The sequence below is a fragment of the Salinisphaera dokdonensis CL-ES53 genome, from assembly GCF_040361215.1.
GTDB lineage: Bacteria > Pseudomonadota > Gammaproteobacteria > Nevskiales > Salinisphaeraceae > Salinisphaera > Salinisphaera dokdonensis.
This window is the reverse complement of the sequence record NZ_APND01000005.1, coordinates 234,745-257,122: the sequence shown is the minus strand read 5'-3', so window position 1 is coordinate 257,122 and position 22,378 is coordinate 234,745. Positions and strand designations below refer to the sequence as shown.

Here is a 22,378-nt window from a genome sequence, read left to right as displayed (position 1 = left end):
CATGTACGAGCGCTTCTACAAGTTTACTGCGCGGCCGTTCCAGCTCATGCCGGATCCGCGTCTGCTTTTCAAAAGCAGGGAGCACAACCGAGCGCTCGCCTACCTGATCTATGGCCTCGAGCGGCGGGAAGGATTTGTAGTGGTTACTGGCCGTGTTGGCATGGGCAAGACTTTGCTGGTGCAGACACTGCTTGCCGACCCCCGGACACGTAATGTGTCGATCGGCCGGGTTGCCATGGCGAATCTCGATGCCGAAGCGGTACTGCCGATGGTGGCCTCTGCATTCGGTTTACCACACAAGGCACGCAGCAAGATCGAGCTGACCGAAGCCCTCGTGGCACGCCTGCAACCGACGCAGTCCCGGGGTGCCTTGTTGATCGTGGACGAGGCGCAGTGTTGCAACGCGGAGGCGTTGGAAGAGCTGCGAGTCATTTCCAACCTGCAGGCCAATGGTCGCGCGTTACTTCAGGTTTTTCTTATCGGGCAGACCGATCTACGCAAGACTTTGGCCGCGCCACGTATGGAACACCTGCGTCAGCGGATCGTCGCGTCCCATCAGTTGCAGCCGCTTGGCGCCGACGAAGTTGTGGACTACGTTCGCCACAGGCTCGGTGCGGTTGGCTGGCATGGCGATCCGGAGATCGAGGAGGGCGTATACGAGAGAGTGCACGCCTGGTCGGGTGGTGTACCGCGCCGCCTGAACCTGCTCATGGATCGTCTGCTGCTACATGGTTATCTGGAACAGCGCCATACGCTGAGTACCGAAGACGTCGACGTCGTTACCGCGGAGTTCGACCACGAATTTGAAGAGACGATTGTCGAGAGCTCCGAGCCAGAGTATTCAGCGTCGGGCGGAAGTGCACAGGAATACGAGCAGGCTGCCAACGCCATCAGTGCGCGCGTGGCTGCGCTCGAGAAAGCGCTCATCGCGACCTTGGGCCACAGCGCTTCGAGCGAGCTGCTCGTGCGCCATGCGGTGCAGGCGGATAGCGAGGCAATGCGTAGAGCGCAATCACGCCTCGCGCGGCTGGAGAGCGTCCTCGCTGAACTTTCCAGTCAGCAGGCACCGTTCGAGGCGTCGAAGCCAAGGGCAGAGCAGACAGCAGATGCCGGCAAGAGGGCTTCGCCGGAGATTGAACCGCCGCCACGGACAGACCTTTCCGCCCCGACGACGAAGCCGCACGCGCCGGCGAAACACGATGACGTGCTGGACGAGTTCTTCGAAGACGACGGGGCCAAGGTGCGCTGGAGTCTGTTTGGAAGGAGACGTACCGGTGAACACTGATTTTCGTGCGCTCCAGCCCATTTCGAGCGATGTCAACGCCATGACTGTGGATGTGGAGGAATACTTCCAGGTTTCGGCGTTCGAGCAACATGTCGACAAAGCCCGCTGGCACTGTTTCCCCAGCCGGGTCGAAGCGAGCATGGACCGGGTGTTGGCGCTGTTCGAACTCGCCGGAATTCGAGCGACGTTTTTCGTGCTGGGCTGCATCGCCGTGCGTCACCCGGCCATGGTGCGGCGGCTCGTCGCGGCAGGCCACGAGGTTGCCAGCCACGGCATGAGCCACGTGCGCGTCACCAATCAGACACGTCAGGCGTTTTCAGCCGACGTGCGCGAATCGCGCGAGCGGCTCGAGCAGATAAGTGGCGCCCCGGTACAAGGTTATAGGGCCGCCAGTTTCTCCATCAGTGCAGAGAATCTTTGGGCTTTGGATGTGCTTGCTGATGCCGGCTTCAAGTACAGCTCGAGTATCTATCCGGGCGCCCATCCGGCTTACGGCATGCCGGGTGCTCCACGCTTCGCATTTACGAATGGCGAGAACGGCATCGTCGAGATCCCGGTAACGACCGTGGAAATGGCGGGGCGCCGCCTGCCCTGCGCCGGTGGTGGATTCTTTCGTCTCTATCCGTACGCGCTTACGCGCCGGGCGTTCCGGCGACTGAATGCCCGGGACGGTCAGCCGGGGCTGTTCTACTTTCACCCGTGGGAGCTTGATCCGGATCAGCCCCGTGTGCCGGGCGTGAACCTCAAGACACGTATACGGCATTACCTGAATCTTGGTCGAACAGAGCAGCGCCTCGCGCGACTGCTTTCAGATTTCAATTGGGACCGCATGGATCGCGTTTTTCCGGTGTCGCGCGATAAGACCGTCAAGGTCGTGCCAGTAGAGAACTCTTCGTACGCCGGAGCTGATCGGTATATGGGCCATGGCTGATACCAATCTTAAAATTTTAGAACTCGACGACGCGAACAGCGCCCGCTGGGATGCCTTCGTCAAGGCCACGCCCGAGGCGACGTTCTTCCACACGTGCGGCTGGCGCACCGTGATCGAAAGCGCCTTCGGCCACCGATGCCACTATCTCTATGCGGAGCGCGACGGTCGTATCGAGGGCGTGCTGCCGTTGGCACACGTTCGTAGTCGACTGTTTTCAAACGCCCTGGTATCCACGCCGTTCTGTGTCTACGGCGGCGTTGTAGCGGCGAGCGCATCGGCGCGGAGCGCGCTCGAGGAGGCCGCCTGCGAACTGGCGCGTACGCTCAAGGTGGATCATCTCGAATTGCGCGAGGCACAGCCCGGCCCGGCCGATTGGCCACGCAAGCAGCTGTACTACACCTTCCGCAAGCCGATCGAGAACGACGAGCAGGCCAATCTCGCGGCAATTCCGCGCAAGCAGCGTGCGGTGATCCGCAAGTCGCTCGACTCCGGGCTCGATTTCCAGATCGACCGCGATACCGAGCGCCTCTACGACCTGTATGCCTTGAGTCTGCGCGACCTCGGCACGCCGGTTTTCGGTCCGCGCTACATGGCGTTACTCAAGACCGTCTTCGGCTCGGCCTGCGAGATCATGACCGTCACCCGTGGCACAGAGGCCATCACGAGCGTGCTCAGCTTCTATTTCCGCGATGAAGTCCTGCCGTATTACGCGGGCGCGCACAGCAGTGCACGTGAACTCAAGGCCAACGACTACATGTATTGGCAGTTGATGAACCGTGCCGCCGGACGGGGTGTGCGGATGTTCGATTTCGGTCGCAGCAAGATGGATACGGGCCCATTCCAGTTCAAGAGACACTGGGGATTCGAGCCGCAGCCATTGAGCTATGCCTATTACCTTGTGCGCGCGCGCGAGTTGCCGAATCTCAACCCCACAAACCCGCGTTACAAGCATTTCATTCAGGCCTGGCAGCGTATGCCCGTGTCGCTGACGCGCGTGGTCGGCCCGATGCTGGCGCGCAGCCTGGGTTGATGCCGTGAAGGATCTGCTGTTCCTGTCGCATCGAATCCCGTATCCGCCCAACAAAGGGGACAAGATTCGGTCGTTCCACTGGCTCAAGGCGCTGGGCCAGCGGTATCGCGTGCATCTGGGAACATTCGTCGACGACCCAGCGGACCTGGTCCACGAGTCGGCGCTCGCCGAGTATTGCGAGGAATTGTGCGTCCGCCGGCTCGATCCACGCATGGCCAGATTTCGCAGCAGCCGCGCCTTGCTCTCGGGTAAACCTTTGAGTTTTGCCTATTACCGCGATCGAGGACTTCGCCGGTGGGTCAAGCGGATCATGGCTGAGCGGTCGATCGATACCGTGCTCGTTTTCTCTTCACCGATGGCCACCTATATCGATCGCAATCTGTCGTGTCGTCGGGTCATAGATTTCGTGGACGTCGATTCGGAAAAGTGGCGCGAGTATGCCGCGACGCGCCGCGGGCCCGCGCACTGGTTGTTTGCGCGCGAAGCCCGCACGTTGCTGGCGGCCGAGCGTGCGCTGTCACGCGAATTCGATGCGAGCCTGTTCGTGTCCGAGGCAGAAAAGGCGCTGTTCGACGAGCGCGCGCCCGACTCGCGGGCGCGTACCCGAGCAGTCGGCAACGGTGTCGATACCGACTATTTCGATCCGGGGTTGGACTACGCCAACCCGTATCCGGCAGGCAGCGCGCCCCAGCTGGTCTTTACCGGCGTGATGGATTACGCGCCCAACGTCGAAGCCGTGCAGTGGTTTGTCGCCGAAGTTCTGCCGCGGGTGCGCGAGCAGCAACCGGGTGCATCGTTCTGGATCGTGGGTACGCGGCCGACCCGTGACGTGCTTGCGCTGGCACGGGTTGACGGCGTCCAGGTGACCGGATCGGTGCCGGACGTGCGCCCCTATCTACGGCATGCAGATATTGGCGTCGCGCCGATGCGCATTGCGCGCGGTGTGCAGAACAAGGTTCTGGAGGCGCTTGCAATGGGCTGCCCGGTCGCCTTGACCGACGCTGCAGCCACCGGGTTGCGTGTGATGGACGACGACTATGCTGGCGTTGCGGACACTGCCGCGGGGCTGGCGGATCAGATTCTGCGTCTCACACGGGTACGAGCAGAACGTGAAGGACACGAGTCGTTCGCGCGTGCACGCGCTTATACGACTGCGCATTACGGATGGGCAAGTCAGTTCGAGCGTTTGCTCGAGACGCTCGAGGACCGCTCAACGACAGGGGCAGGCCACGTCGGGGGCGCGCCAGCCGCGCAGGAGGCATTCGCATGCGCGCGGCACAGCTGAACACCCGGACGGGCGAGTCGATGATCGGCCTGCAGCAGGGATCGGTATCGCTGCAGCGTGGCAGTTACTGGGTGCATGCCATGGCAGCATGTACAGCAATCGTCTTTGTCGGCTTCTTCTTGCCCACGTTTAGTTCGCTTGCCAGCGCATGGGCAAGCAGCGGTACCTATGAGTACGGCTTCCTCGTCGGGCCGATTTGTCTGTTCCTCGTCTGGATGCGTCGTGATCGACTTGCCGGTGCAAGTGCGCAGCCACGACTTTCCGGACTTTGGGGGGTCGCGTTTTTGTGTTTGCTCTGGCTTGCGGGCGCGCTCGCCTCGGTAAACCTCGCCCAGCACATCGCAGTTCTCGCGCTGCTGCCGGCGCTGGTCTATGCGCTATATGGGGGCGAGGTTCTGCGTGTATTACGTTTTCCCTTGGCGTATCTGCTGTTCGCGGTGCCTTTTGGCGATTTCATGGTCGGTCCGCTTCAAGACGTGACGGCACACCTGAGCGTACTTGCCCTGCAGTTCACCAGCGTGCCCGTATATATGACCGGGCGCATGATTCTTACACCCGCAGCGACCTGGCATGTGGCGGAAGCGTGCAGCGGCGTGAAGTTCTTCTTCGCCACCACAGCCTTCGGTGTGCTCTACGCGAATCTGTTCTTTCGTAGCTGGCGGCGCCGTTTGATCTTCATCGCCTGCGCGGTTGCGGTGCCGGTGCTCGCCAACGGCCTGCGTGTGTTCTTCACCATCCTCATCGGCGAGCGCTTTGGCATCGAGTACGCCACCGGCACGGATCATATGATCTTCGGTTGGCAGTTCTTCGGTCTCGTTCTCTTGCTGTTGTTTTTTGCGGGGTGGCCCTGGCACGAGATGGATACATCGGCGCCCGTCACACGTTCGCCCGTGCAAACCGGTGACGCTTCTGGAATGGTCAGAGCTGTTCTCGTCGGCGTTGGCGCGTGTGTGCTTCTGGCTGCCGGGCCGGTCTGGAGTGCGCATGTCCAGGGGGCTGCGCGGGACCTTGCCGCCGCGACTGAGTGGTCGCAACTTCCTGCCGAACTCGACGGGCAAGCGCGTGTCGGGGGCGTGCCGGGGATTCAGGATGTCGGCACGCATTTTGCCAACCCTGCCTTTAGCGATCGCGGGTATTACGGTAAGGACGATAAGGCCGTGCGTATCGATCATGCTCGCTATTCGAGCGGCGGTGGCAACGGGGGGGAACTGCTGACGTACGGCAACCGAGTGTTCGACGCGAGCCAGTGGCGCGTGGTGGCCCGGGAACCTGCAAGCGCCGGGTTCGAGCGCGTGATCCTGGCACAACGCCACGGTAGCGATACCGCAGTGATCTGGTACGCCTATGCGATCGGTGACCACCTGACCGGGTCGGCTTTTCGTTTCAAATTCTGGCAGGCGTGGTTGGGTTTGCGCGGGGCGACTACAGCGCCGGCCGTGTTCGTCATCACTGGCGCCGATGATGACGCATCACCATCCGAACGCGTGCTGACCGTACTGCGCGAGTTCGCCCGTTCCAGCGATGGTCAGGTGCCATGAACAGGACGATGCCAGGCGCGCCGAGAGTCTCATGCTCGCGTCGCGGCACGACGCTGGAGCGCCGGCGAATTCGGCCGGTGGTAGTGCACGTAATCGATCGGCTGGACATGGGGGGTATGGAATCGCTCGCGGTCAGCTTCATTCAACGCACCCGTGAGCGATATCGACACTGTGTCGTGTGTCTGCGCGGCGAAGGGGCCTTGGCGCCCCGTCTTCATGCGGTCGGGGTTCGTGTGATCTCGATCGACAAGCGGCGCGGGAAAGACTTCGGCGCGTACTGGCGCTTGACTTGCCTATTGCGCACGATTGCGCCGGAAGTCGTTCACACATACAACGTCGGTACCGTCGATGTTGCGCTTTGGGCCCGGCTGGCAGGCGTGCGACATGTGGTGCACGCCGAGCATGGGCGCGATGTATCGGACCCGACCGGCAGCAATCCGCGTTATCGTTGGCTGCGGCGCCTGATGGCGCCGGCTATTGGCCGGTTTGTCGCTGTTTCGGACGAACTCGGAACCTGGCTGATCGAGCGTGTCGGCATTTCCGGAAATCGGACTCAGGTCATCCGCAATGGAATCGATCTGGATCGTTTCGCCGATGCTGCTGAGTCTCGAGTATGGGACGAGGGGTTCGCGCCAGCGGGCAGTCTCGTGATCGGAAGCATAGGGCGCCTGGACCCGGTCAAGGCGTTCGACGTGCTGATCGAGGCATTCGCGCATCTGCAGCAACGCCGGCCCGACCTGAATGCGCGCCTGGTGATCGTGGGAGAGGGCAACGAGCGTAGCCGTCTGACCGCGCTGATAGCCCAGCGTGGACTTGAATCGCACGTACGCTTGATGGGCGCACGTGACGACATCAACGTGGTCCTGCGATCCATGGACATTTATGCCTGCTCATCCGTCACCGAAGGCATCGCGTTGACGATTCTCGAAGCCATGGCATGTGAGCGACCGGTGGTCGCGACCCGTGTCGGCGGCAACCCGGAACTGGTCGCCGACGGCGAGACCGGTCTGATGGTGCCGGCGGACGATGTGCCGGCTCTGGCCAGCGCGCTCGAACGCCTGGCCGATGACAAGCTACTCGCGCGACGTCTGGGCCGAGCGGCGCGAGCGCGAGTCGTCGCGGAATTCAGCCTGGAAACGATGATATCCGCCTACTGCCGTCTCTACGACAGCTTGACTGGCATTCCGACTACCGCTGCGCCGCTTGAAGACGCGGCGGAGGGAAGCTGACGCATGTGTGGTCTTGCAGGCATCGTGACCGCCGATGGTTCCACGCCCGATGGCAGGCTTTTGCTAGCGATGGCGGATGTACAGGCCCATCGCGGTCCCGACCAAGGGGGCAAGATCGCGCTCAGCGGTGCCGGCCTGTCGCATCGTCGGCTTTCCATTCTGGATGCCTCGACCGGCCAGCAGCCGATGCAGAGCGAGGATGGACGCTTCACGCTGGTCTACAACGGCGAGATCTACAACTATCGTGAGCTGAACGGCACATTGGCTGGCGACGGCTATCGTTTTGCCGGGCATTGCGATACCGAAACGCTGTTGCGAGCGTGGCAGCATTCCGGCGTCGATTGTGTCTCGGGCCTGCGGGGTATGTTCGCCTTCGCGGTCTGGGATGCCGGTCGCAGGCGTCTGTTCCTGGCGCGCGATCGCCTCGGCATCAAACCGCTGTATTACGGCTTCACGAGAGATAGAGACCTGGTTTTCGGGTCGGAGCTCAAGGCGTTGCTCGTGCACCCGCGCCTCGAGCGCAAGCTCGATTCCCAGGCGCTGGAAGCCTATCTGGCTCTGGGTTACGTGCCCGATCCGTTGTCGATTTTTCAGACCGTGCGCAAGCTCGAGCCGGGGCACACGCTCAGCTACGACGCCAACAGCAAGAAAGTGCAACTCAACCGCTACTGGGACGTTGATTTCGCCGAGGCCAACACCAGCGATTTCGACAGCGACGCAGCGGAGTTGCTGGAGCGTGTGGACGATACCGTGCGTATGCGTCTGGTTGCCGATGTACCGCTCGGCGCGTTCCTGTCCGGCGGCGTGGATTCGAGCGCCGTGGTCGCTTCGATGGCGCGGCAGACAGGCACGCCAGTCAATACGTGCGCTATCGGATTCGACAACCCCGCGTTCGATGAAACCGAGCATGCGCTTCTGGTCGCGCGTCATCTTGGTACACAGCATCGCGACCAGCAGGTGGCCGTGGGTGATCATGGCCTGATCGATCGCCTCACGGGTATCTACGACGAACCGTTCGCCGACAGCTCTGCGCTGCCGACATATCGCGTGTGCGAGCTGGCGCGTCGACAGGTCAAGGTGGCGTTGTCGGGCGATGGTGGCGACGAGAACTTTGCCGGTTACCGGCGGTATCGGATGCACTGGGCCGAGAGCCGTGCCCGCGCGCGGGTGCCCGAGCGTATTCGGCGGCCGCTGTTCGGTGCTCTGGGACAGGCTTATCCAAAGCTCGATTGGGCGCCGCGCGCGCTACGTGCGAAAAGCACGCTGCAGTCGCTGGCGATGAGTACGGCCGAGGGCTATTGCCATGGCGTATCGATGATCCCCCAGGCTTTGCGAGAAACGTTGTATAGCACGCAGTTCACCCGTGAGCTCCAGGGGTATCGCGCAAGCGAAATTTTTCGCGCACACGCCGCCAATGCAGGCACCGATCACCCGCTATCGCTGGCCCAGTATCTCGACTTCAAGACCTATTTGCCCGGCGACATTCTGACCAAGGTCGATCGGGCCAGCATGGCGCACGGACTCGAAGTTCGGGTGCCGTTGCTCGATCACGAACTGGTCAGTTGGGCTGCTCGGCTACCGGCAACCACGAAACTGCGGCGTGGCGAGACAAAGGCGGTGCTCAAGCGCGCCTTCGAACCACTGCTGCCACACGACATTCTCTATCGACAGAAGAAGGGGTTCAGTGTGCCGTTGGCAGAATGGTTCCGCGGCCCGTTGACCGGGGCTGCTCGCGAAGCGCTGGCGGGCGGCGCTCTGACAGACAGTGGCCTGTTTGATCCGTCGGCGCTGGTCGGCCTGCTGGACGACCATGTGTCCGGACGTGCCGACCATGCGACACCGCTATGGTCGCTTCTGATGCTGTCACGTTTTCTGGAGTCGCAAGGTGGTGTGGCGCGGGCCGACAACGGTACGCCGAACGCCACGGAGCTGCGCCGACATGCCTGAAGCCTATGTAACCCAAGACATCCATAGCACGGGCCAGGCGGTGGACGCGGCGCCTATCCTGCTTTTCGGCATGCCGCGGTCGGGGACCACTTGGGCCGGCAAACTGTTCGACAGCCATCGAAACACGCTGTACCGGCACGAACCCGACACAGTGCATCGGCTTAACGATCTCCTGTCCCTGTTTCCCACGTCCAGCGACGTGTCGGTGCGACATCAGACGGCGATCCGGCGCTATGTCGATGCGCTGCCGGGTCTGACCGAGCCCAAGATATGCTCGAAGCTGCCGGTCTTTCCCAAGGCTTATCTATCCCATGCGCGTTTTCGTGGGCTTCAGGCGAGTATTACGCTCAATAAGCTCGGCGAGCGCGCCGGCCTGCAGCTGCCGATGGTCGGTGCAGGGCGTGCGGGTGCCCGGGCCGGTGCGGCCGTGGTGTGGAAGTCGATCGAATCGCTCGGGCGACTGGGCGTTCTGCTCGACGCTTTGCCCGGCGCGCGTGCCGTGCATCTACTGCGTCATCCCTGTGGAACTATTGCCTCGGTAAGGCGCGGTGAAGCGCATGGCTCGTTCACGTCAAGCACGCCCACGAGCGAGGACTGGCGTTTCTACGAAGCATTGCTGAACACACCGGAGGCGCAGCAGCACGGGCTTACCCTTGAGCGCCTGTCGGCCTGTTCTCCCGTGGAACGCATGGCCTGGAGCTGGGTGATCGTCAACGAAAAGGCCATGGCCGACTGTGCAGGCGACAGTCGTTATCTGCTGATGCGCTATGAAGACCTCTGCGATGACCCGCGTGAGCAGACGCAGCGGATGCTGCAGCACTGCGGGCTGGAACTGGACAATCAGGTCGAGCGCTTCATCGACCGTAGCATCAGCGGCACCAGTGGCAGCTACTACAGTGTCTTCAAGAACCCGACGGAGTCGGCGCAGAAATGGCGGCAGGAGATGCCGGCAGAGGATGTGGCGGCGGTCATGTCTGTGGTCGGATCTACGGCTCCTGGCCAGTTGTTCGTCTAGGCGAGTGTTGCAGTGATTCGGTTGCTCACGTTCTCCAGTCTTTACCCGAACACGATCCAGGGACGTCACGGGATATTCGTGGAACGTCGACTTCGTCATCTGCTGGACACCGGTGCGGTGACAAGCCAAGTGGTCGCGCCGGTTCCCTGGTTTCCGTCTCGCCATCCGCGCTGGGGGCGTTACGCGGAATTCGCGGTCGTACCGCGGACAGAGGTTCGGCACGGCATCGCGGTTTCTCATCCCCGCTACCCGGTTATTCCCAAGATAGGGGCTTCGTTTGCGCCGTGGCTGATGGCGCGTTGGGTCATCCCGGCGATCGAGGCCATGGTGGTGAAGGGGCTCGAGTTCGACGTGATCGACGCGCACTACTTCTATCCCGACGGAGTCGCGGCCGTTGCGCTCGGCGTACACTTTGGCAAGCCGGTGGTGATCACCGCGCGCGGCAGTGATATCAATCTGCTGCCGAATTATCGGGGGCCGCGCCGGCAGATTCTTGCGGCGGCAAACCAGGCGGCAGCGATCATCAGTGTATCCAGTGCGCTCCGGGATGAAATGATTGCGATCGGCGTGGACGGTGGTCGGGTCGAAGTCGTTCGCAACGGCGTCGATACGGGCGTATTCGCACCGCTCGACCGCGAAGCAACCCGCGAAAAACTCGGACACGACGGGCCGATCCTGCTTTCAGTCGGCCACCTGGTGGAGGCCAAGGGCCATCATCTGGCGATCCGCGCACTACCGATGCTGCCGACGGCCAAGCTCGTGATTATCGGCGAAGGCCCGATGGAGCGGGAACTGAAGGATCTCACTGAGTCCCTCGGCGTCGCGCCGCGGGTCATGTTCATTGGCAACAGTTCGCAGGAGCGACTGCGTCGCTACTACACGGCCGCCGACATTCTGGTGCTGGCTACATTGCGCGAGGGCATGCCGAATGTCGTGCTCGAAGCGCTGGCTTGTGGCACGCCGGTTGTTGCGACGGCCGTGGGCGGCATTCCGGAGATCGTGACGCAACCCTGCGCGGGTCGCCTGATGTCCGCCCGTACGCCCGCGGCGATTGCCGATGCCGTGCAAAAGGTGTTGTCCTCGCAGATCGATCGAGCGACGGTACGAGCTTACGCTGAGGACTTTGGCTGGGCGGAAAGTACGTCCCGGCAGTTGGAGCTGTTTCGCCGGGTCACCCACCGCGGCGTTGCAGCCGGTGAAATCGAGGCGCGCCACGCGCGTGCGCACTGGCCCTCGAAGGGGACGGGACAATCGTGAGGATCCTCTACCACCATCGCATCGGATCCAAGGATGGGCAGTATGTCCATATCCGCGAGGTCGTCGCCGCGCTGCAGGCGCAGGGCCATGAGGTCCGCGTTGTGGGTCCCGGCGGGTTCGAGGATCGGCCATTTGGTGGTGAGTCCGGGTTGGTCGCGCGGCTAAAGCAGTTCGTACCCGCCGCGTTCTACGAGATCCTCGAATTCGGCTATAACCTTCTGGACTATCGGCGACTCGCCGCCGAAATCCGGCGGTTTCGACCTGATGTTATCTATGAGCGATACAACCTGTATCTGCTTTCCGGCGTACTGGCACGTCGCGCGTTCCGATTGCCGCTGCTGCTGGAAATCAACGCGCCTCTTTACGAGGAACGAAGCGCGTACGGCGGGTTAAGGCTCAAGCGGCTGGCGCGGTGGGCTGAGCGTCAAGCGTGGCGCAAGGCGGACCGCATATTCACGGTCACGCACGTGCTGGCACAGCACATCACTGCGGCCGGCGTCGCGGCCGAGCGCGTCGTGGTGACCCCGAATGGCGTCGATCTGGGTACTTTCCCACGCTCGTTGCCGGTGTATGCGCGACGGGAGGCGTTGGGCATCGATACGCCACTGGTCGTCGGGTTTGTCGGATTTGCACGCGAGTGGCATGGGCTGGACGCGGTTATTCGCCTGCTCGCGGCGCGGCCGCAATCGCATACTTTTCATTTTCTGCTGGTGGGTGACGGGCCGGCGTGTGAAGGGCTCAGACGCCAGGCTGCTGCGACAGGCGTGGCGCACCGCGTGACGATAACCGGCCTGATCGAACGCGAACAGATTGCAGACTATGTGCGTGTTTTCGATATCGCGCTGCAACCCGCTGTTGTCGCCTACGCGTCGCCGTTGAAGCTGCTGGAATATATGGCCAGCAGCTGCGCGATCGTCGCGCCGGATGCTGCGAACATCAAAGAACTGCTCATCGACAATGAGAATGCACTGCTGTTCGATACCGGTGCGACTCGCGGCTTCGAAACCGCCGTAATGCGGTTGCTCGAGGATGGCAGCCTTCGCGAACGCCTCGGTCGCAGCGCGCGCGCAACAGTCGAGAGCCGAGATCTGACTTGGGCCTGTAACGCTCGGTGCATTGCAAGCACCGCCGGCGAGTTGCTCGCCGGTCGCCGTGATCGCCAGCCGGCATGGTCTCGACGATGATCCTGGAGGCGCCTGACTCATGGCAGGTATAGCGGCGCTCGTGCTGCCGGCGCGTCGCGCCGAAGCCTTCGAATCTTTGAGGGCGTCGTTTGTCGGCGCGCTCGGTCGTAGCCCGGGGCAGCACGTCGAAGCGAAGACCTATCGCGGTGAAAAAGCGGTTTGCCTTCTGCTGCGCCAAGGGCCGGATCCGCTCAACGGCGAGACACAGCCGGTCGAAACGGGACGTCATGCGACCGTGTGCTGCGGTTACTACCTCGGCCCCGACGATCAAGCTCGACGAGCTGCGGGCATTGTCGGCGACAACAGTACCCAGCGCCTCCAGACCGCATTGACGAACAAGGGCACTCAAGGGCTGGCCGATGGGGATGGGGTCTATGCGTTTGCCTGCTGGGATAGCGAGGCCGAGCATCTGACTGCCGGTGTCGACAAGTTGGGTATGCGTCCGCTGTACTGGCGTGCGCTGCCGGGCGGAGGCTATGCGCTGGCTTCTGAACTAAAGGCGCTCCTTGTGCTTGCCCCCATGCCGGCGACGAATTGGGCCGCCTGGGAAGAACAGCTGACTTTCGGTTTTCTGTTCGGCGATCACACGCCGTTCGAAGGTATCGAACGTTTCAGTGTGGCCGAAGCGATTCAGTTCGACGACAAGCGGCTCACGCGTTCTCGTAGCGAAGACCTTTTGGCAGGAATTGATATTCGCGACCGGCCGCTGGGCGAGTTCGTCGAAGAACAGCATGCGGTCTTCGATAACACGATGCGCAGGCTTTGTGGGCTATACGATGCACCGGGGTCGTCGATGTTGACGCTCAGCGGCGGACACGACTCGCGTCGAATGCTCGCATGGCTGCTCACCCACGATATTCGCCCAAATGCGTTTACGGTGCCCGAGGTTCGCCCCGATGGCTCTGAATACGAAAGCGCGATAGTTGCCCAGTTGTGCCGGGATGCGGGGATCGAAGGCTATGCAGTCTATCCGTCGAGCGTTGCGGACCGCGTCGCTGTCGGCGACGCCAGAGATCTCGCGAGCGATTTCCAGTCGGACGAGCATTGCTTTTCTGTCACGCTTGCGATGGCGGTTGCGCCCGGCGGCCGAGTCAACTTCGACGGACTTGCCGCGGGCTCGCAACTCAGTGGGTCGTTTGTGAACCCACGCCTGTTCCAGGACGGCGCGAACGAAGTGTTTCTGGCAAGCCTGCCGTGCAGTGTTCGACGCTGGCTGTCGATCCCGCCAAGCGATGCGCCGCCGTTGGCCGAGCGCGTGCGTCAGCAACTCGAGCGCTGGGGGGATCATCCCAACCGGTTTGCCTATTTCTATCTGCTCTCCCGCACCCGGCGCGAGATTGCGCTCGCGCCGCTGTCGATCCAGGCCAATGTCTTTGAAAGCCTGTGCCCGTTTCTCGACCGCGCGATGATGCTGAGCGCACTCAGCTTCCCGCCGGAGCACAAGATCGGTGCGGGTTTGCAGGGTCGGTTGGCAGACAAGCAGTGCCCGATGCTCGCGCATGTGCCTACGATCTATTCGAAAGGGGTCGCCGAGGACCGTCGCTATGCCACGCAGATGGGCGCGATCGAGCAGGGCGCCCGGCGCGAGACGCTCAAGCGCGCTTCAACGTTGCAGCTGCGGGATGCCGGTTTTCCGAAAGGCTCGCGCCAGCGGTGGCGGTTTCAGGCGGCCCGCATGATGGCCGCCTTGGGCAGGGGCCAGTCACGTTTGCGCTGGGAACAATCCAAGGCCGAGAAACTCTCTCAGCTGGGGCATTTCGAACAGGTCACGGGATCCACGGCCCGTTACCTGGCTGCGGCCGACCAGGTCGCAGCTCAGTACGGCTCCCGCGCCGATTGGTCGCGCAGCCTGCAGGACCCGGGACGGCGTCTATGTTCCTGAAGGCGCGCTACTCAGTGCCTGCGATCGTGCTCGGGGCGGGTGTGAACGGCCTCGGTGTAGTCCGGAGCCTGGCGCGAGCAGGCGTGCCTGTGCACTTGGCCGACCCCGATATGCACTCTTCTGGGGCGCGTACGCGCTATGCGTACAAGCTCAGGGTGCCGGCAGTGAGTGGCGATGCCTTGCTAGCGGCGTTGGACGACTGGGCCCGATCTCGATTCGCAGGCCAACGCCCGGTGCTTGTCCTCACTCAGGAACAGACGGTGCGGACAATCTCGAATGCGCGGGCGCACGTGTCCGAACATTACCGGCTGTCGCTGCCGCCAACTGGGGTGCTGGACGCGCTCGTGACCAAGCAGGGGTTCTACCGGTTGGCCTTGGATGCGCAGGCGTGCGTGCCGAGAACGCTGTACATGCGGCAAGTGCAGGATCTGGACGCATTGGGATCCCTGCAATTTCCGGTCGTGGTAAAGCCGGCCTCGCATAGCCCGGCCTATTCGCAGCGGTTTAAGAAAGCCTACCGCGTGCAAGACGCAGAGTCGGTGGCGGTGCTCTACAGGAAAATCCAGCCGGTAGAGCCGAATATGGTTGTCCAGGAATGGATCGACGGAAGCGATTCCGATATCTATTTCTGTCTTCAGCACGTGGCGAGCGACGGCAGTCTGCGGGCATCCTTCGTGGGGCGAAAAATCCGGTCGTGGCCACCGGGCGTGGGAGGCACAGCAAGCTGTACTTCGGCGCACGAGGTGGCTGACGAACTTACCGCGGCGACCAGTGCGTTCTTTCGTGCGGTCGGTGTGGTTGGCACGGCAAGCATGGAGTTCAAGCGTGACGCACGCAGTGGGCGCTTCATGATGATCGAGCCGACGATCGGCCGTACCGACTACCAGGAAGAAGTCGCGACTCTGCACGGTGTGAATATCCCGCTAGCGGCTTATCGCGACGCGATCGGCGTCGTGAGCGACTTGCCCGATGTGGCGGTTGGGCAAAGGGTCTGGCGCAATCGCGCGATCGATCGCTGGTCGGCGCAAATGCAGGGCCTCGGCTTGAGCGAGGGTATGCCCGAAGGCGCACGGGCGGTCGATGCATACTGGCGGTGGCAGGATCCGGTTCCCGGCTGGGCGGAATGGTCCGGGCGGATGGCCAATCGAATACGGCGGCTTCGACGCGCGCCGGAGTCAACGGGGATGGGTGAAAAGGGATGAGGCATTTGGGGTTGGCGATCAAAGACCGGCTTACCGGTCTGCGTCGGACGAATCAGGCTTCGCGAGAAAGCGCATTGGCCGCGGCCGCCGGCTGGCTGGCGGCCGCGCAGAATGCGACCCCGGACGACGGGGCGGCGGCGTGGTACGACCTCCAGCGATCTGCCTGGAAAGACTCGTATCCGGAAACCACCGGTTACATCATCCCGACCCTGTTCGATTATGCGGCCTTCTCGGGCCGCGAGGAATTTCGCGACCGGGCGCTGCGGATGGCGCATTGGGAAAGTGATATTCAGCTTGGCGAGGGTGGCGTGCGAGCGGGCACGATCGATTCCCAGCCGGTCGCGCCGACGGTATTCAACACCGGGCAAGTATTGTTCGGCTGGGCGAGGGCGTGGCGTGAGACCGGCGACGAGCGATGGCGGACATCGCTTGTGCGTGCCTGCGAGTGGCTCGTGGCGGCCCAGGACAAGGACGGGCACTGGCGACGTTTCGCATCGCCATTCGCCGCTCAGCAGATCAACAGCTATAACACCCGCTCGGCCTTCGGTCTGGCGCGCGCCGGGGTGTTGCTTGAACGCCCGGACTTCGTCGAGAGCGCGCTTGCGAATGTACGCGCGGTGCTCTCCAGAGCAAAGGCTAACGGTTGGCTGGACCATAACTGTCTCGATGATGACAGCCGCCCGCTCACGCATACGATCGCCTACTCGATACGAGGCATACTCGAGGTCGGCGTGGTCGCAGAGGACGAGAATGCCGTGACGGCCGCCAGCCGTATGGCCGAGGCGGTGGCGCTGTCCCAGCGTTCTGACGGCGCGCTGCCCGGGCGGCTGGATGGCGATTGGCGCGCCGCCGCGCGCTGGAGCTGTCTCACCGGCAATTCGCAAATGGCGATCAACTGGCTGCGACTTGCAGAAATCCATGGCGACCGTCGCCTTGTCGATAACGCCGAGCGTGCCAACCGTTTCAATATCTCGGTCCAGGACAGGAGCAGCCGTCATCCCGGCGTACGCGGCGGTGTCAAGGGCTCCCATCCCGTCGACGGCGGCTACATGACTTATCGATATCCCAACTGGGCGGCCAAGTTCTTCATGGACGCGCTTATGCTGGAAGCCGGTTATCCGGCGGACCGATAGCGCCTTCAGGAGCGTTTCATGAACGTGACAGGACAAGATCGGCCATGAGGGATATCGCGCTCAGCATGCTGATTCTCGGGCTACTGCCGCTGATCATCGTCCAGCCCTATATCGGCGTGCTTGCCTGGTCCTGGCTCGGATACATGAACCCGCATCGGCTGACCTACGGATTCGCCTACAGCCTGCCGTGGGTACAGATCGTGGCGCTGCTTACGCTGGCGGGGATGTTCTATGCCCGCGAGAAATGGGCGCCTCCGTCCTCGGCGATCACCTGGCTGATTGCCGCTTTCCTTTTCTGGACTGCAGTAACGACGTTGTTCGCCTTCTCCGGGGACGCGGCTTGGCCCAGTTTCGAGAAGTTCGTCAAGATTCAGGCGATGATTCTGGCGACGCTGGTGCTGGTGCGCGGCCAGACCAAGATTCACTGGCTCGTTGTGGTCATCGCCTTTTCCATCGGGTTCTACGGCATCAAGGGCGGCATATTCACGATTCTTACCGGCGGCGGCAATCGTGTGCTTGGCCCCGCGGGAAGCTTCATCACCGATAACAATGCGTTGGCGCTGGCGCTGTGTATCGTGCTGCCCCTGTTTCGTTATCTTCACCTGCAGGCGACCCACCGGTGGTCACGTATGGGCTTCATGCTCTGCATGGTCCTGATTACGCTGGCCGTGCTCGCCACTTACTCGCGCGGCGGCATGCTTGGTCTGGCCGCCGTTGGAATGTTCCTGCTGCTGAAGTCACGCAAGCGTGCCGGCTTCCTCATCGTCGCACTGCTGGCCGTGCCGCTATTGTTGAGTGTCATGCCCGATAAATGGGCGAGCCGTATGAATACGATCACGGACTACCAGACCGAAGGATCGGCGGTCAGCCGTATCGAAACGTGGCGTTTCGCGGTCAACCTGGGTCTCGATAGACCGGCGCGCGGCGGTGGGTTTGGGGCATCGACGAACAGCACCATCTTCTGGCGCTATGCGCCCCCTAACGCGTCCAAACCGCGCGCGGTGCACAGTATTTTCTTTCAAGTGCTAGCGGAACACGGCTTTGTCGGCCTCGGCCTGTTCCTTGCGCTTTTGATTGCCGGTTGGCGCTCCTGCAACGCGATCAGACGCCAGACTTTCGAAGACCCGGAGAAAAAATGGGCCTACGACTTGGCCTCGATGCTGCAAGTCAGTCTCGTGGCCTATGCTGTCGCAGGCGCCTTTCTGCCGCTGCCGTATTTTGATCTGATCTATCAGTTGCTAGCGATCATCGCCCTGGTTCGCGTGCAGTTCGTCGCCGAGCCAGTCGCCGCAAAATCCCGGCGTGCTGCACGTCCCAATGTCGAGGCCCTGTCATGAGCGATGAGTTGAAGCGGAACGCCACGGACTGGGCCACGTTAATATGGCAGATCGTGATCCTGGCCGGTAGCGTGACGCTCGTGGTGTTGTTTGCCCGATCTTTTCCCTATCCGTCGCCGACGATACAACCGCTGCTCGATCCCCAGAAACGTTGGCCGGTTGAGAAGATCAAGCGTGACTGGGAAGAGGGCAACGTGCCGGCAGGTTTCCTTGACTATTTCCTGCGCGACCCCGAGCGAACGGTGCCCGCTGGGAACAATATCGTCGCGCCCGCGGATGGCATCGTGCGAGCGATTTCCAGCGACGCCGATTGGACGTACCTGGATATCGCGCTGACGCTTTGGGACGTCCATGTCCAGCGGAGCCCGTTGGCGGGGCGTGTGCTGTCGGTGGAGACGAAAGGCGACACGTTCATGAACGGCGAGTTCAAGAACATGGTTTATCTGCGCGACAAGATGGCGCCGGTACAGAAGGTGCTCACGATGGAAACGGAATTCGGCGTGATCAAGACTCGATTGATCACGAGCATCATGGCGCAGCGTATTCGTCTGTGGGTGCAGGAGGGCGACGAGCTGAAGAAAGGCCAGCGGATTGGTCAGATCCTTCTGGGAAGTACCGTCATCCTCCAGCTGCCAAGGGATCTGCCGGTCGCGGTTAAGGTAGGCCAGCGTGTTGCGGCGGGGGAATCGCTGATCATGGAGGCGAACGAATGACCGGTTTCCGCTTTACTGTCGCCGGACGGCTCGCCTGGCCGCCCGTGGTTCTTGTCGCGTTTCATTGCCTGTTCGTGGTGCTCTTTGACTATGCGTGGCGCACGGTCAATGCGCCGTTCGAGTGGTTGCTGCTCGGCGCTGCTGTTGCCTGGCTCGTGACACTAGGCTTGCTGCTGGTGCTGTTTCGGCGGATTGCTCAGAAACGAACTGCAGGGTTGTAGCCGCCTTCCTTTTCCAGTGTTCTCGCGGTGTGTTCCAGCGTCAGTACACGTCCGAGTTGGGTGGTATTCCAGGCGCTGCCTCGGCACGCGCCCTGAATGACATCCTCAAGCTGTTCGGCATTGAATAGATCGGCCATGCGCATGTGATCCATGTCGAGATAATCCTGCACCTCCTGATTTGCCAGCAGTACCTGTATACGCGTCGCGCGCTCGGCGAAAATACGGTTGGGCCGAGCCCGCATGAGTACACGCCGAAACGCCGATTGCGCGCCTGTGACGGCATGCGCCGGCCAGGTCGTGGCGGTTAGGGGGGTCGCGGGCATCCCGCTGTCCAGAGGCATTCGGGCAAGTGCCGGGTCGAGTTCCTGCAACAGAAGTCGGCAGGCCTTGCCGCGATCGCGGCGCCTTGCCGGCACATCGAGAACAGCCTCCAGAACCGGACGCAGCAGGAAGGGCGAGACCACGTCCTGAAAGCGGCTGGTTGAACTTGCGATACGTCCCTGCCAACGCTGCACGCGCATGCGCAGTAGCAGATGATCCATGCGAGCGGTGTTCGGTAGAGCGCTGACCGGCTGATCGACCGCCACCGCGAGATCGCGGAAGTGATCGGCCAGTGAATCGTTAAAAGTATGCTTCAACAGTGCGACTGCTTGTGGGGCCGGCGCAAGACGGCGCGCTGCGACCCGCTCGAACGGAAAGTCTCCCTGCTCGCCCAGACCTGGCTTGAGCAGTTCCCACCAGTAGCCTTGAAGCAGGCCGCCGCCAGAGCCGTTGACACTGAGCCCGAATCGCTGGCGCATTCGCTGCTGTACGGCATGGATGCCTGCGTATTCAAGCAGGTCGTATTCACCATCGGTCAATGCCAGGCAATCTTTCGCAGCCTGCCACAAGTTCACGCTCCCAGGCAGCGGACTTACGGTGTGGTGTGGGCTGCCGAAGCGGGCTGCGATCTGAGTCGCACAGCGTACGTCGGCGTCGCCCGGCGCTCCGGCTACCGTCGTGCTCGGCGGATCGGCAGCGCCTTGTTGACGCGCCGCGCCATAAATAATGCGTGAATCGAACCCGCCAGTCAGGTCGAATACTGGTCGTGGATATTGTGAGCGCAGCGCTGTAATGCAATCACGCAGCCGTTCGCCAACCTCTTTAACGCCTGTGCCGGCCGACGTGTTTTGCGGCAGCGCATCGGCCAGCTGCCAATAGCGGCTGGGAGGTGCTTCCGCGCTTGCATCGAGGTCGATCACCGAAGCGCCGGGTAGTTTGCGGACTGTTGAGAACAGTGTCCGATCCGAGAAGCAATTGCCTCGGGCCACGAATTCTCGAACGCTCGTGCCATCAAAATCCGATGCCGTCAGTGCGGCGAGTAACAGCGACGAGCTTGAATGGAACACGAGTCCATCCTGCCGAGCTGTGTACACATGGAACTGTCCGAGCGGATCGGTCACCAGCAGTGGCGAGCAGGTATCGCCGCGGCAGGCGAGTAGTGCGAACTGGCCGTCGTAGTGTTCCAGCGCGCGAGCAAGTACAGGGGCCGATTGGGCGGCGGCGAGCAGAGCGTTCGCATCAAAATCGCCCCTGGCCGTGTGTATGGGTGAGCCTGCTCGGAACAGAAAAGGTTTTCCGTGGCCACAGCCGATCGAGGGCTGCGGTTCATCAGGTCGCGTGCAAGCGACGACGAGATGGGTGGCACCGGCCCGGCGCTCGATACAGGGCGTGTCGCCAACGAGCATCCGAAATAGCGTGCGCACACGTTCGGCGCGGTCTTGTCGCCGACCGGAATCGCCGCCGCTGATCGTGACAAATTGCTGAATTTTACCGAGCGCTGCGGCCATACTGATCGGAGCGGGACTTTTGTCATTGGTTTTGTGCATGATAGCCGTGCAAAGCCCAGTCGGTGGTAATACGCTCCACTGGCAAGATCATACTGACGGACGATGAAGAACGCCCTTTTTATTGCCTATGATTTTCCGCCTTCGTCGTCGAGCACGGGGCAGCTTAGAACTCTGGCTTTTTGTCGACATCTGCCCGATTTCGGGTGGCAGCCCGCTGTTCTTACGGCGACCGCAAATGCATATCCACGCATAGACCGGTCCAGCCTCGCGGCTATTCCCGATGCCACAGAGGTCGCTCGCGCATTCGCGTTCGACGCCAAAAAAGTCATGGGGCTACGCGGTAACTATCCGGTATGGGTAGCGCAGCCCGATCGCTGGTGGAGTTGGTGGTTTGCGGGTGTCATACGTGGCCTGGCAGCGATTCGCAGGCACAAGCCGCAAGTGATCTGGTCCACCTATCCGATTACGACAGCGCATCTCATAGGGTTGACGCTACATCGCCTGACCGGGCTGCCCTGGATTGCAGATTTCAGGGACCCGGTCGGCACATCGGTACTCAAGAGTCCGCTGACAGACCGGACCCGCGCGTGGGTAGAGCGGGCGACCGTTGCGCACTGCGCACGGGGTGTCTTCACGACACGCGGCGCCGCCGAGCTTTATCGTCAGCGTTTCCCCGAAAAGACCGATGCAACGTGGCAGGTCATTCCCAACGGCTACGATGAAGGCGATTTTTCTGATCTGGCCGACGCTGCACCGCCTGCGGCAAGTGGTCGTCCGGTGAAGCTGTTACACAGCGGTGTACTTTATCGAGAGCATCGTGATCCGCAAGCGTTCTTCGTCGCGCTCGCAAAACTCAAGGCGGAGGGGCTGGTTCGCGCGGATAACCTCGTAGTGGTGCTCAGGGCCAGCGGCAACGAGGCTCACTACGACTCGGTCATCCGATCGATGGGGATCGAGGATATCGTTCGGCTGGAGCCGGCCATTCCCTATCGAGAAGCGCTCGCCGAGCAGATGGGGGCGGACGGGCTGTTGCTCTGGCAGGGGGAGCGCTACAACCGACAGATTCCGGCCAAGGTCTATGAGTACTTTCGCACGGGTCGGCCAATGCTCGCGCTCGTCGAGCCGGGCGGCGATACCGCGAATCTGGTGGACGATATGATTGATGGCGCGTACGCGCCCATGAACGATGCCGACAGAATTCGGGAACAACTGATGCAATTTCTCACGTCGATTCGCTCGGGGTGTGATAAATATAAGATATCGCCCGACAAGGTGAGTGGCTTCTCACGCAGGGGCGGGGCGCGACAACTGGCAGAGATATTCAACACGCTGGCCTGATCGGCGTTCGTCGGTACGGCCT

Annotated in this window: 18 protein-coding genes; 17 read left to right on the top strand and 1 reads right to left on the bottom strand. The window is 62.1% G+C overall.

The annotated features are described in order from the left end of the window. Window position 1 precedes the first annotated feature (1 nt). The 16 genes from SADO_RS15870 (at window position 2) to SADO_RS15795 (ending at window position 19,189) form a co-directional block, all read left to right on the top strand. Window positions 2–1,285, top strand: a complete 1,284-nt coding sequence (locus tag SADO_RS15870; protein WP_353113144.1) for an AAA family ATPase — start codon at window positions 2–4, stop codon at window positions 1,283–1,285. Between the two features lie 40 nt (window positions 1,286–1,325). Beyond that, entirely contained in the window at window positions 1,326–2,216 is an 891-nt protein-coding gene (locus tag SADO_RS15865; protein WP_434547922.1) for an XrtA system polysaccharide deacetylase, read from the top strand. Then, entirely contained in the window at window positions 2,209–3,246 is a 1,038-nt protein-coding gene (locus tag SADO_RS15860) for a FemAB family XrtA/PEP-CTERM system-associated protein (protein ID WP_353113140.1), read from the top strand. The genes SADO_RS15865 and SADO_RS15860 overlap by 8 nt, the downstream gene beginning before the upstream one ends. A gap of 4 nt (window positions 3,247–3,250) precedes the next feature. After that, a complete protein-coding gene (locus tag SADO_RS15855) occupies window positions 3,251–4,531 on the top strand; it encodes a TIGR03087 family PEP-CTERM/XrtA system glycosyltransferase (protein ID WP_353113138.1) in 1,281 nt (426 codons plus the stop codon). Continuing rightward, window positions 4,513–6,069, top strand: coding sequence for an exosortase A (gene xrtA, locus SADO_RS15850; protein ID WP_353113136.1), 1,557 nt, complete (start codon window positions 4,513–4,515; stop codon window positions 6,067–6,069). The genes SADO_RS15855 and xrtA overlap by 19 nt, the downstream gene beginning before the upstream one ends. 77 nt (window positions 6,070–6,146) lie before the next feature. Continuing rightward, window positions 6,147–7,298, top strand: coding sequence for a TIGR03088 family PEP-CTERM/XrtA system glycosyltransferase (locus tag SADO_RS15845; RefSeq protein WP_353113134.1), 1,152 nt, complete (start codon window positions 6,147–6,149; stop codon window positions 7,296–7,298). A gap of 3 nt (window positions 7,299–7,301) precedes the next feature. Then, complete coding sequence (locus tag SADO_RS15840) at window positions 7,302–9,245, top strand: XrtA/PEP-CTERM system amidotransferase (protein ID WP_353113132.1); 1,944 nt, start codon at window positions 7,302–7,304, stop codon at window positions 9,243–9,245. Then, window positions 9,238–10,260, top strand: coding sequence for a sulfotransferase (locus SADO_RS15835; protein WP_353113130.1), 1,023 nt, complete (start codon window positions 9,238–9,240; stop codon window positions 10,258–10,260). Before SADO_RS15840 ends, SADO_RS15835 begins: the two co-directional genes overlap by 8 nt. A gap of 12 nt (window positions 10,261–10,272) precedes the next feature. Beyond that, complete coding sequence (locus tag SADO_RS15830; RefSeq protein WP_353113128.1) at window positions 10,273–11,517, top strand: glycosyltransferase family 4 protein; 1,245 nt, start codon at window positions 10,273–10,275, stop codon at window positions 11,515–11,517. Continuing rightward, complete coding sequence (locus tag SADO_RS15825; RefSeq protein WP_353113126.1) at window positions 11,514–12,701, top strand: glycosyltransferase family 4 protein; 1,188 nt, start codon at window positions 11,514–11,516, stop codon at window positions 12,699–12,701. The genes SADO_RS15830 and SADO_RS15825 overlap by 4 nt, the downstream gene beginning before the upstream one ends. A gap of 19 nt (window positions 12,702–12,720) precedes the next feature. Continuing rightward, entirely contained in the window at window positions 12,721–14,583 is a 1,863-nt protein-coding gene (locus SADO_RS15820; RefSeq protein WP_353113124.1) for an asparagine synthetase B family protein, read from the top strand. Continuing rightward, window positions 14,574–15,785 carry a carboxylate--amine ligase gene (locus SADO_RS15815; protein ID WP_353113122.1) on the top strand — a complete coding sequence of 404 codons (1,212 nt, stop codon included), beginning with the start codon at window positions 14,574–14,576 and terminating at the stop codon, window positions 15,783–15,785. The genes SADO_RS15820 and SADO_RS15815 overlap by 10 nt, the downstream gene beginning before the upstream one ends. Window positions 15,786–15,796: 11 nt before the next feature. Continuing rightward, entirely contained in the window at window positions 15,797–16,918 is a 1,122-nt protein-coding gene (locus tag SADO_RS15810; RefSeq protein WP_353113120.1) for a hypothetical protein, read from the top strand. 44 nt (window positions 16,919–16,962) lie between these two features. Continuing rightward, window positions 16,963–18,255 (top strand): putative O-glycosylation ligase, exosortase A system-associated, encoded by a 1,293-nt coding sequence (locus tag SADO_RS15805; protein WP_353113118.1) that lies wholly within the window; start codon window positions 16,963–16,965, stop codon window positions 18,253–18,255. After that, a complete protein-coding gene (locus SADO_RS15800; RefSeq protein ID WP_353113116.1) occupies window positions 18,252–18,968 on the top strand; it encodes a phosphatidylserine decarboxylase in 717 nt (238 codons plus the stop codon). Before SADO_RS15805 ends, SADO_RS15800 begins: the two co-directional genes overlap by 4 nt. After that, entirely contained in the window at window positions 18,965–19,189 is a 225-nt protein-coding gene (locus SADO_RS15795) for a hypothetical protein (protein WP_353113114.1), read from the top strand. The genes SADO_RS15800 and SADO_RS15795 overlap by 4 nt, the downstream gene beginning before the upstream one ends. On the opposite strand, the gene SADO_RS15790 is transcribed toward SADO_RS15795, so the two are convergent. Continuing rightward, complete coding sequence (locus SADO_RS15790) at window positions 19,165–21,057, bottom strand: asparagine synthetase B family protein (protein ID WP_353113112.1); 1,893 nt, start codon at window positions 21,055–21,057, stop codon at window positions 19,165–19,167. The genes SADO_RS15795 and SADO_RS15790 overlap by 25 nt on opposite strands. 63 nt (window positions 21,058–21,120) lie before the next feature. On the opposite strand from SADO_RS15790, the gene SADO_RS15785 reads away from it, so the two are divergent. Continuing rightward, window positions 21,121–22,356: a glycosyltransferase gene (locus SADO_RS15785; protein WP_353113110.1), complete on the top strand. Its 1,236-nt coding sequence runs from the start codon at window positions 21,121–21,123 to the stop codon at window positions 22,354–22,356. Window positions 22,357–22,378: the final 22 nt, after the last annotated feature.

What these genes read in the sequence shown, in the direction of transcription:
- SADO_RS15785 (WP_353113110.1), top strand. Translation starts at nt 21,121, where the DNA reads ATGAAGAACGCCCTTTTTATTGCCTATGATTTTCCGCCTTCGTCGTCG.
- SADO_RS15870 (WP_353113144.1), top strand. Translation starts at nt 2, where the DNA reads ATGTACGAGCGCTTCTACAAGTTTACTGCGCGGCCGTTCCAGCTCATG.
- xrtA (WP_353113136.1), top strand. Translation starts at nt 4,513, where the DNA reads ATGCGCGCGGCACAGCTGAACACCCGGACGGGCGAGTCGATGATCGGC.
- SADO_RS15865 (WP_434547922.1), top strand. Translation starts at nt 1,326, where the DNA reads ATGACTGTGGATGTGGAGGAATACTTCCAGGTTTCGGCGTTCGAGCAA.
- SADO_RS15820 (WP_353113124.1), top strand. Translation starts at nt 12,721, where the DNA reads ATGGCAGGTATAGCGGCGCTCGTGCTGCCGGCGCGTCGCGCCGAAGCC.
- SADO_RS15790 (WP_353113112.1), bottom strand. Translation starts at nt 21,057, where the DNA reads ATGCACAAAACCAATGACAAAAGTCCCGCTCCGATCAGTATGGCCGCA.
- SADO_RS15815 (WP_353113122.1), top strand. Translation starts at nt 14,574, where the DNA reads ATGTTCCTGAAGGCGCGCTACTCAGTGCCTGCGATCGTGCTCGGGGCG.
- SADO_RS15860 (WP_353113140.1), top strand. Translation starts at nt 2,209, where the DNA reads ATGGCTGATACCAATCTTAAAATTTTAGAACTCGACGACGCGAACAGC.
- SADO_RS15795 (WP_353113114.1), top strand. Translation starts at nt 18,965, where the DNA reads ATGACCGGTTTCCGCTTTACTGTCGCCGGACGGCTCGCCTGGCCGCCC.
- SADO_RS15800 (WP_353113116.1), top strand. Translation starts at nt 18,252, where the DNA reads ATGAGCGATGAGTTGAAGCGGAACGCCACGGACTGGGCCACGTTAATA.
- SADO_RS15835 (WP_353113130.1), top strand. Translation starts at nt 9,238, where the DNA reads ATGCCTGAAGCCTATGTAACCCAAGACATCCATAGCACGGGCCAGGCG.
- SADO_RS15840 (WP_353113132.1), top strand. Translation starts at nt 7,302, where the DNA reads ATGTGTGGTCTTGCAGGCATCGTGACCGCCGATGGTTCCACGCCCGAT.
- SADO_RS15805 (WP_353113118.1), top strand. Translation starts at nt 16,963, where the DNA reads ATGAGGGATATCGCGCTCAGCATGCTGATTCTCGGGCTACTGCCGCTG.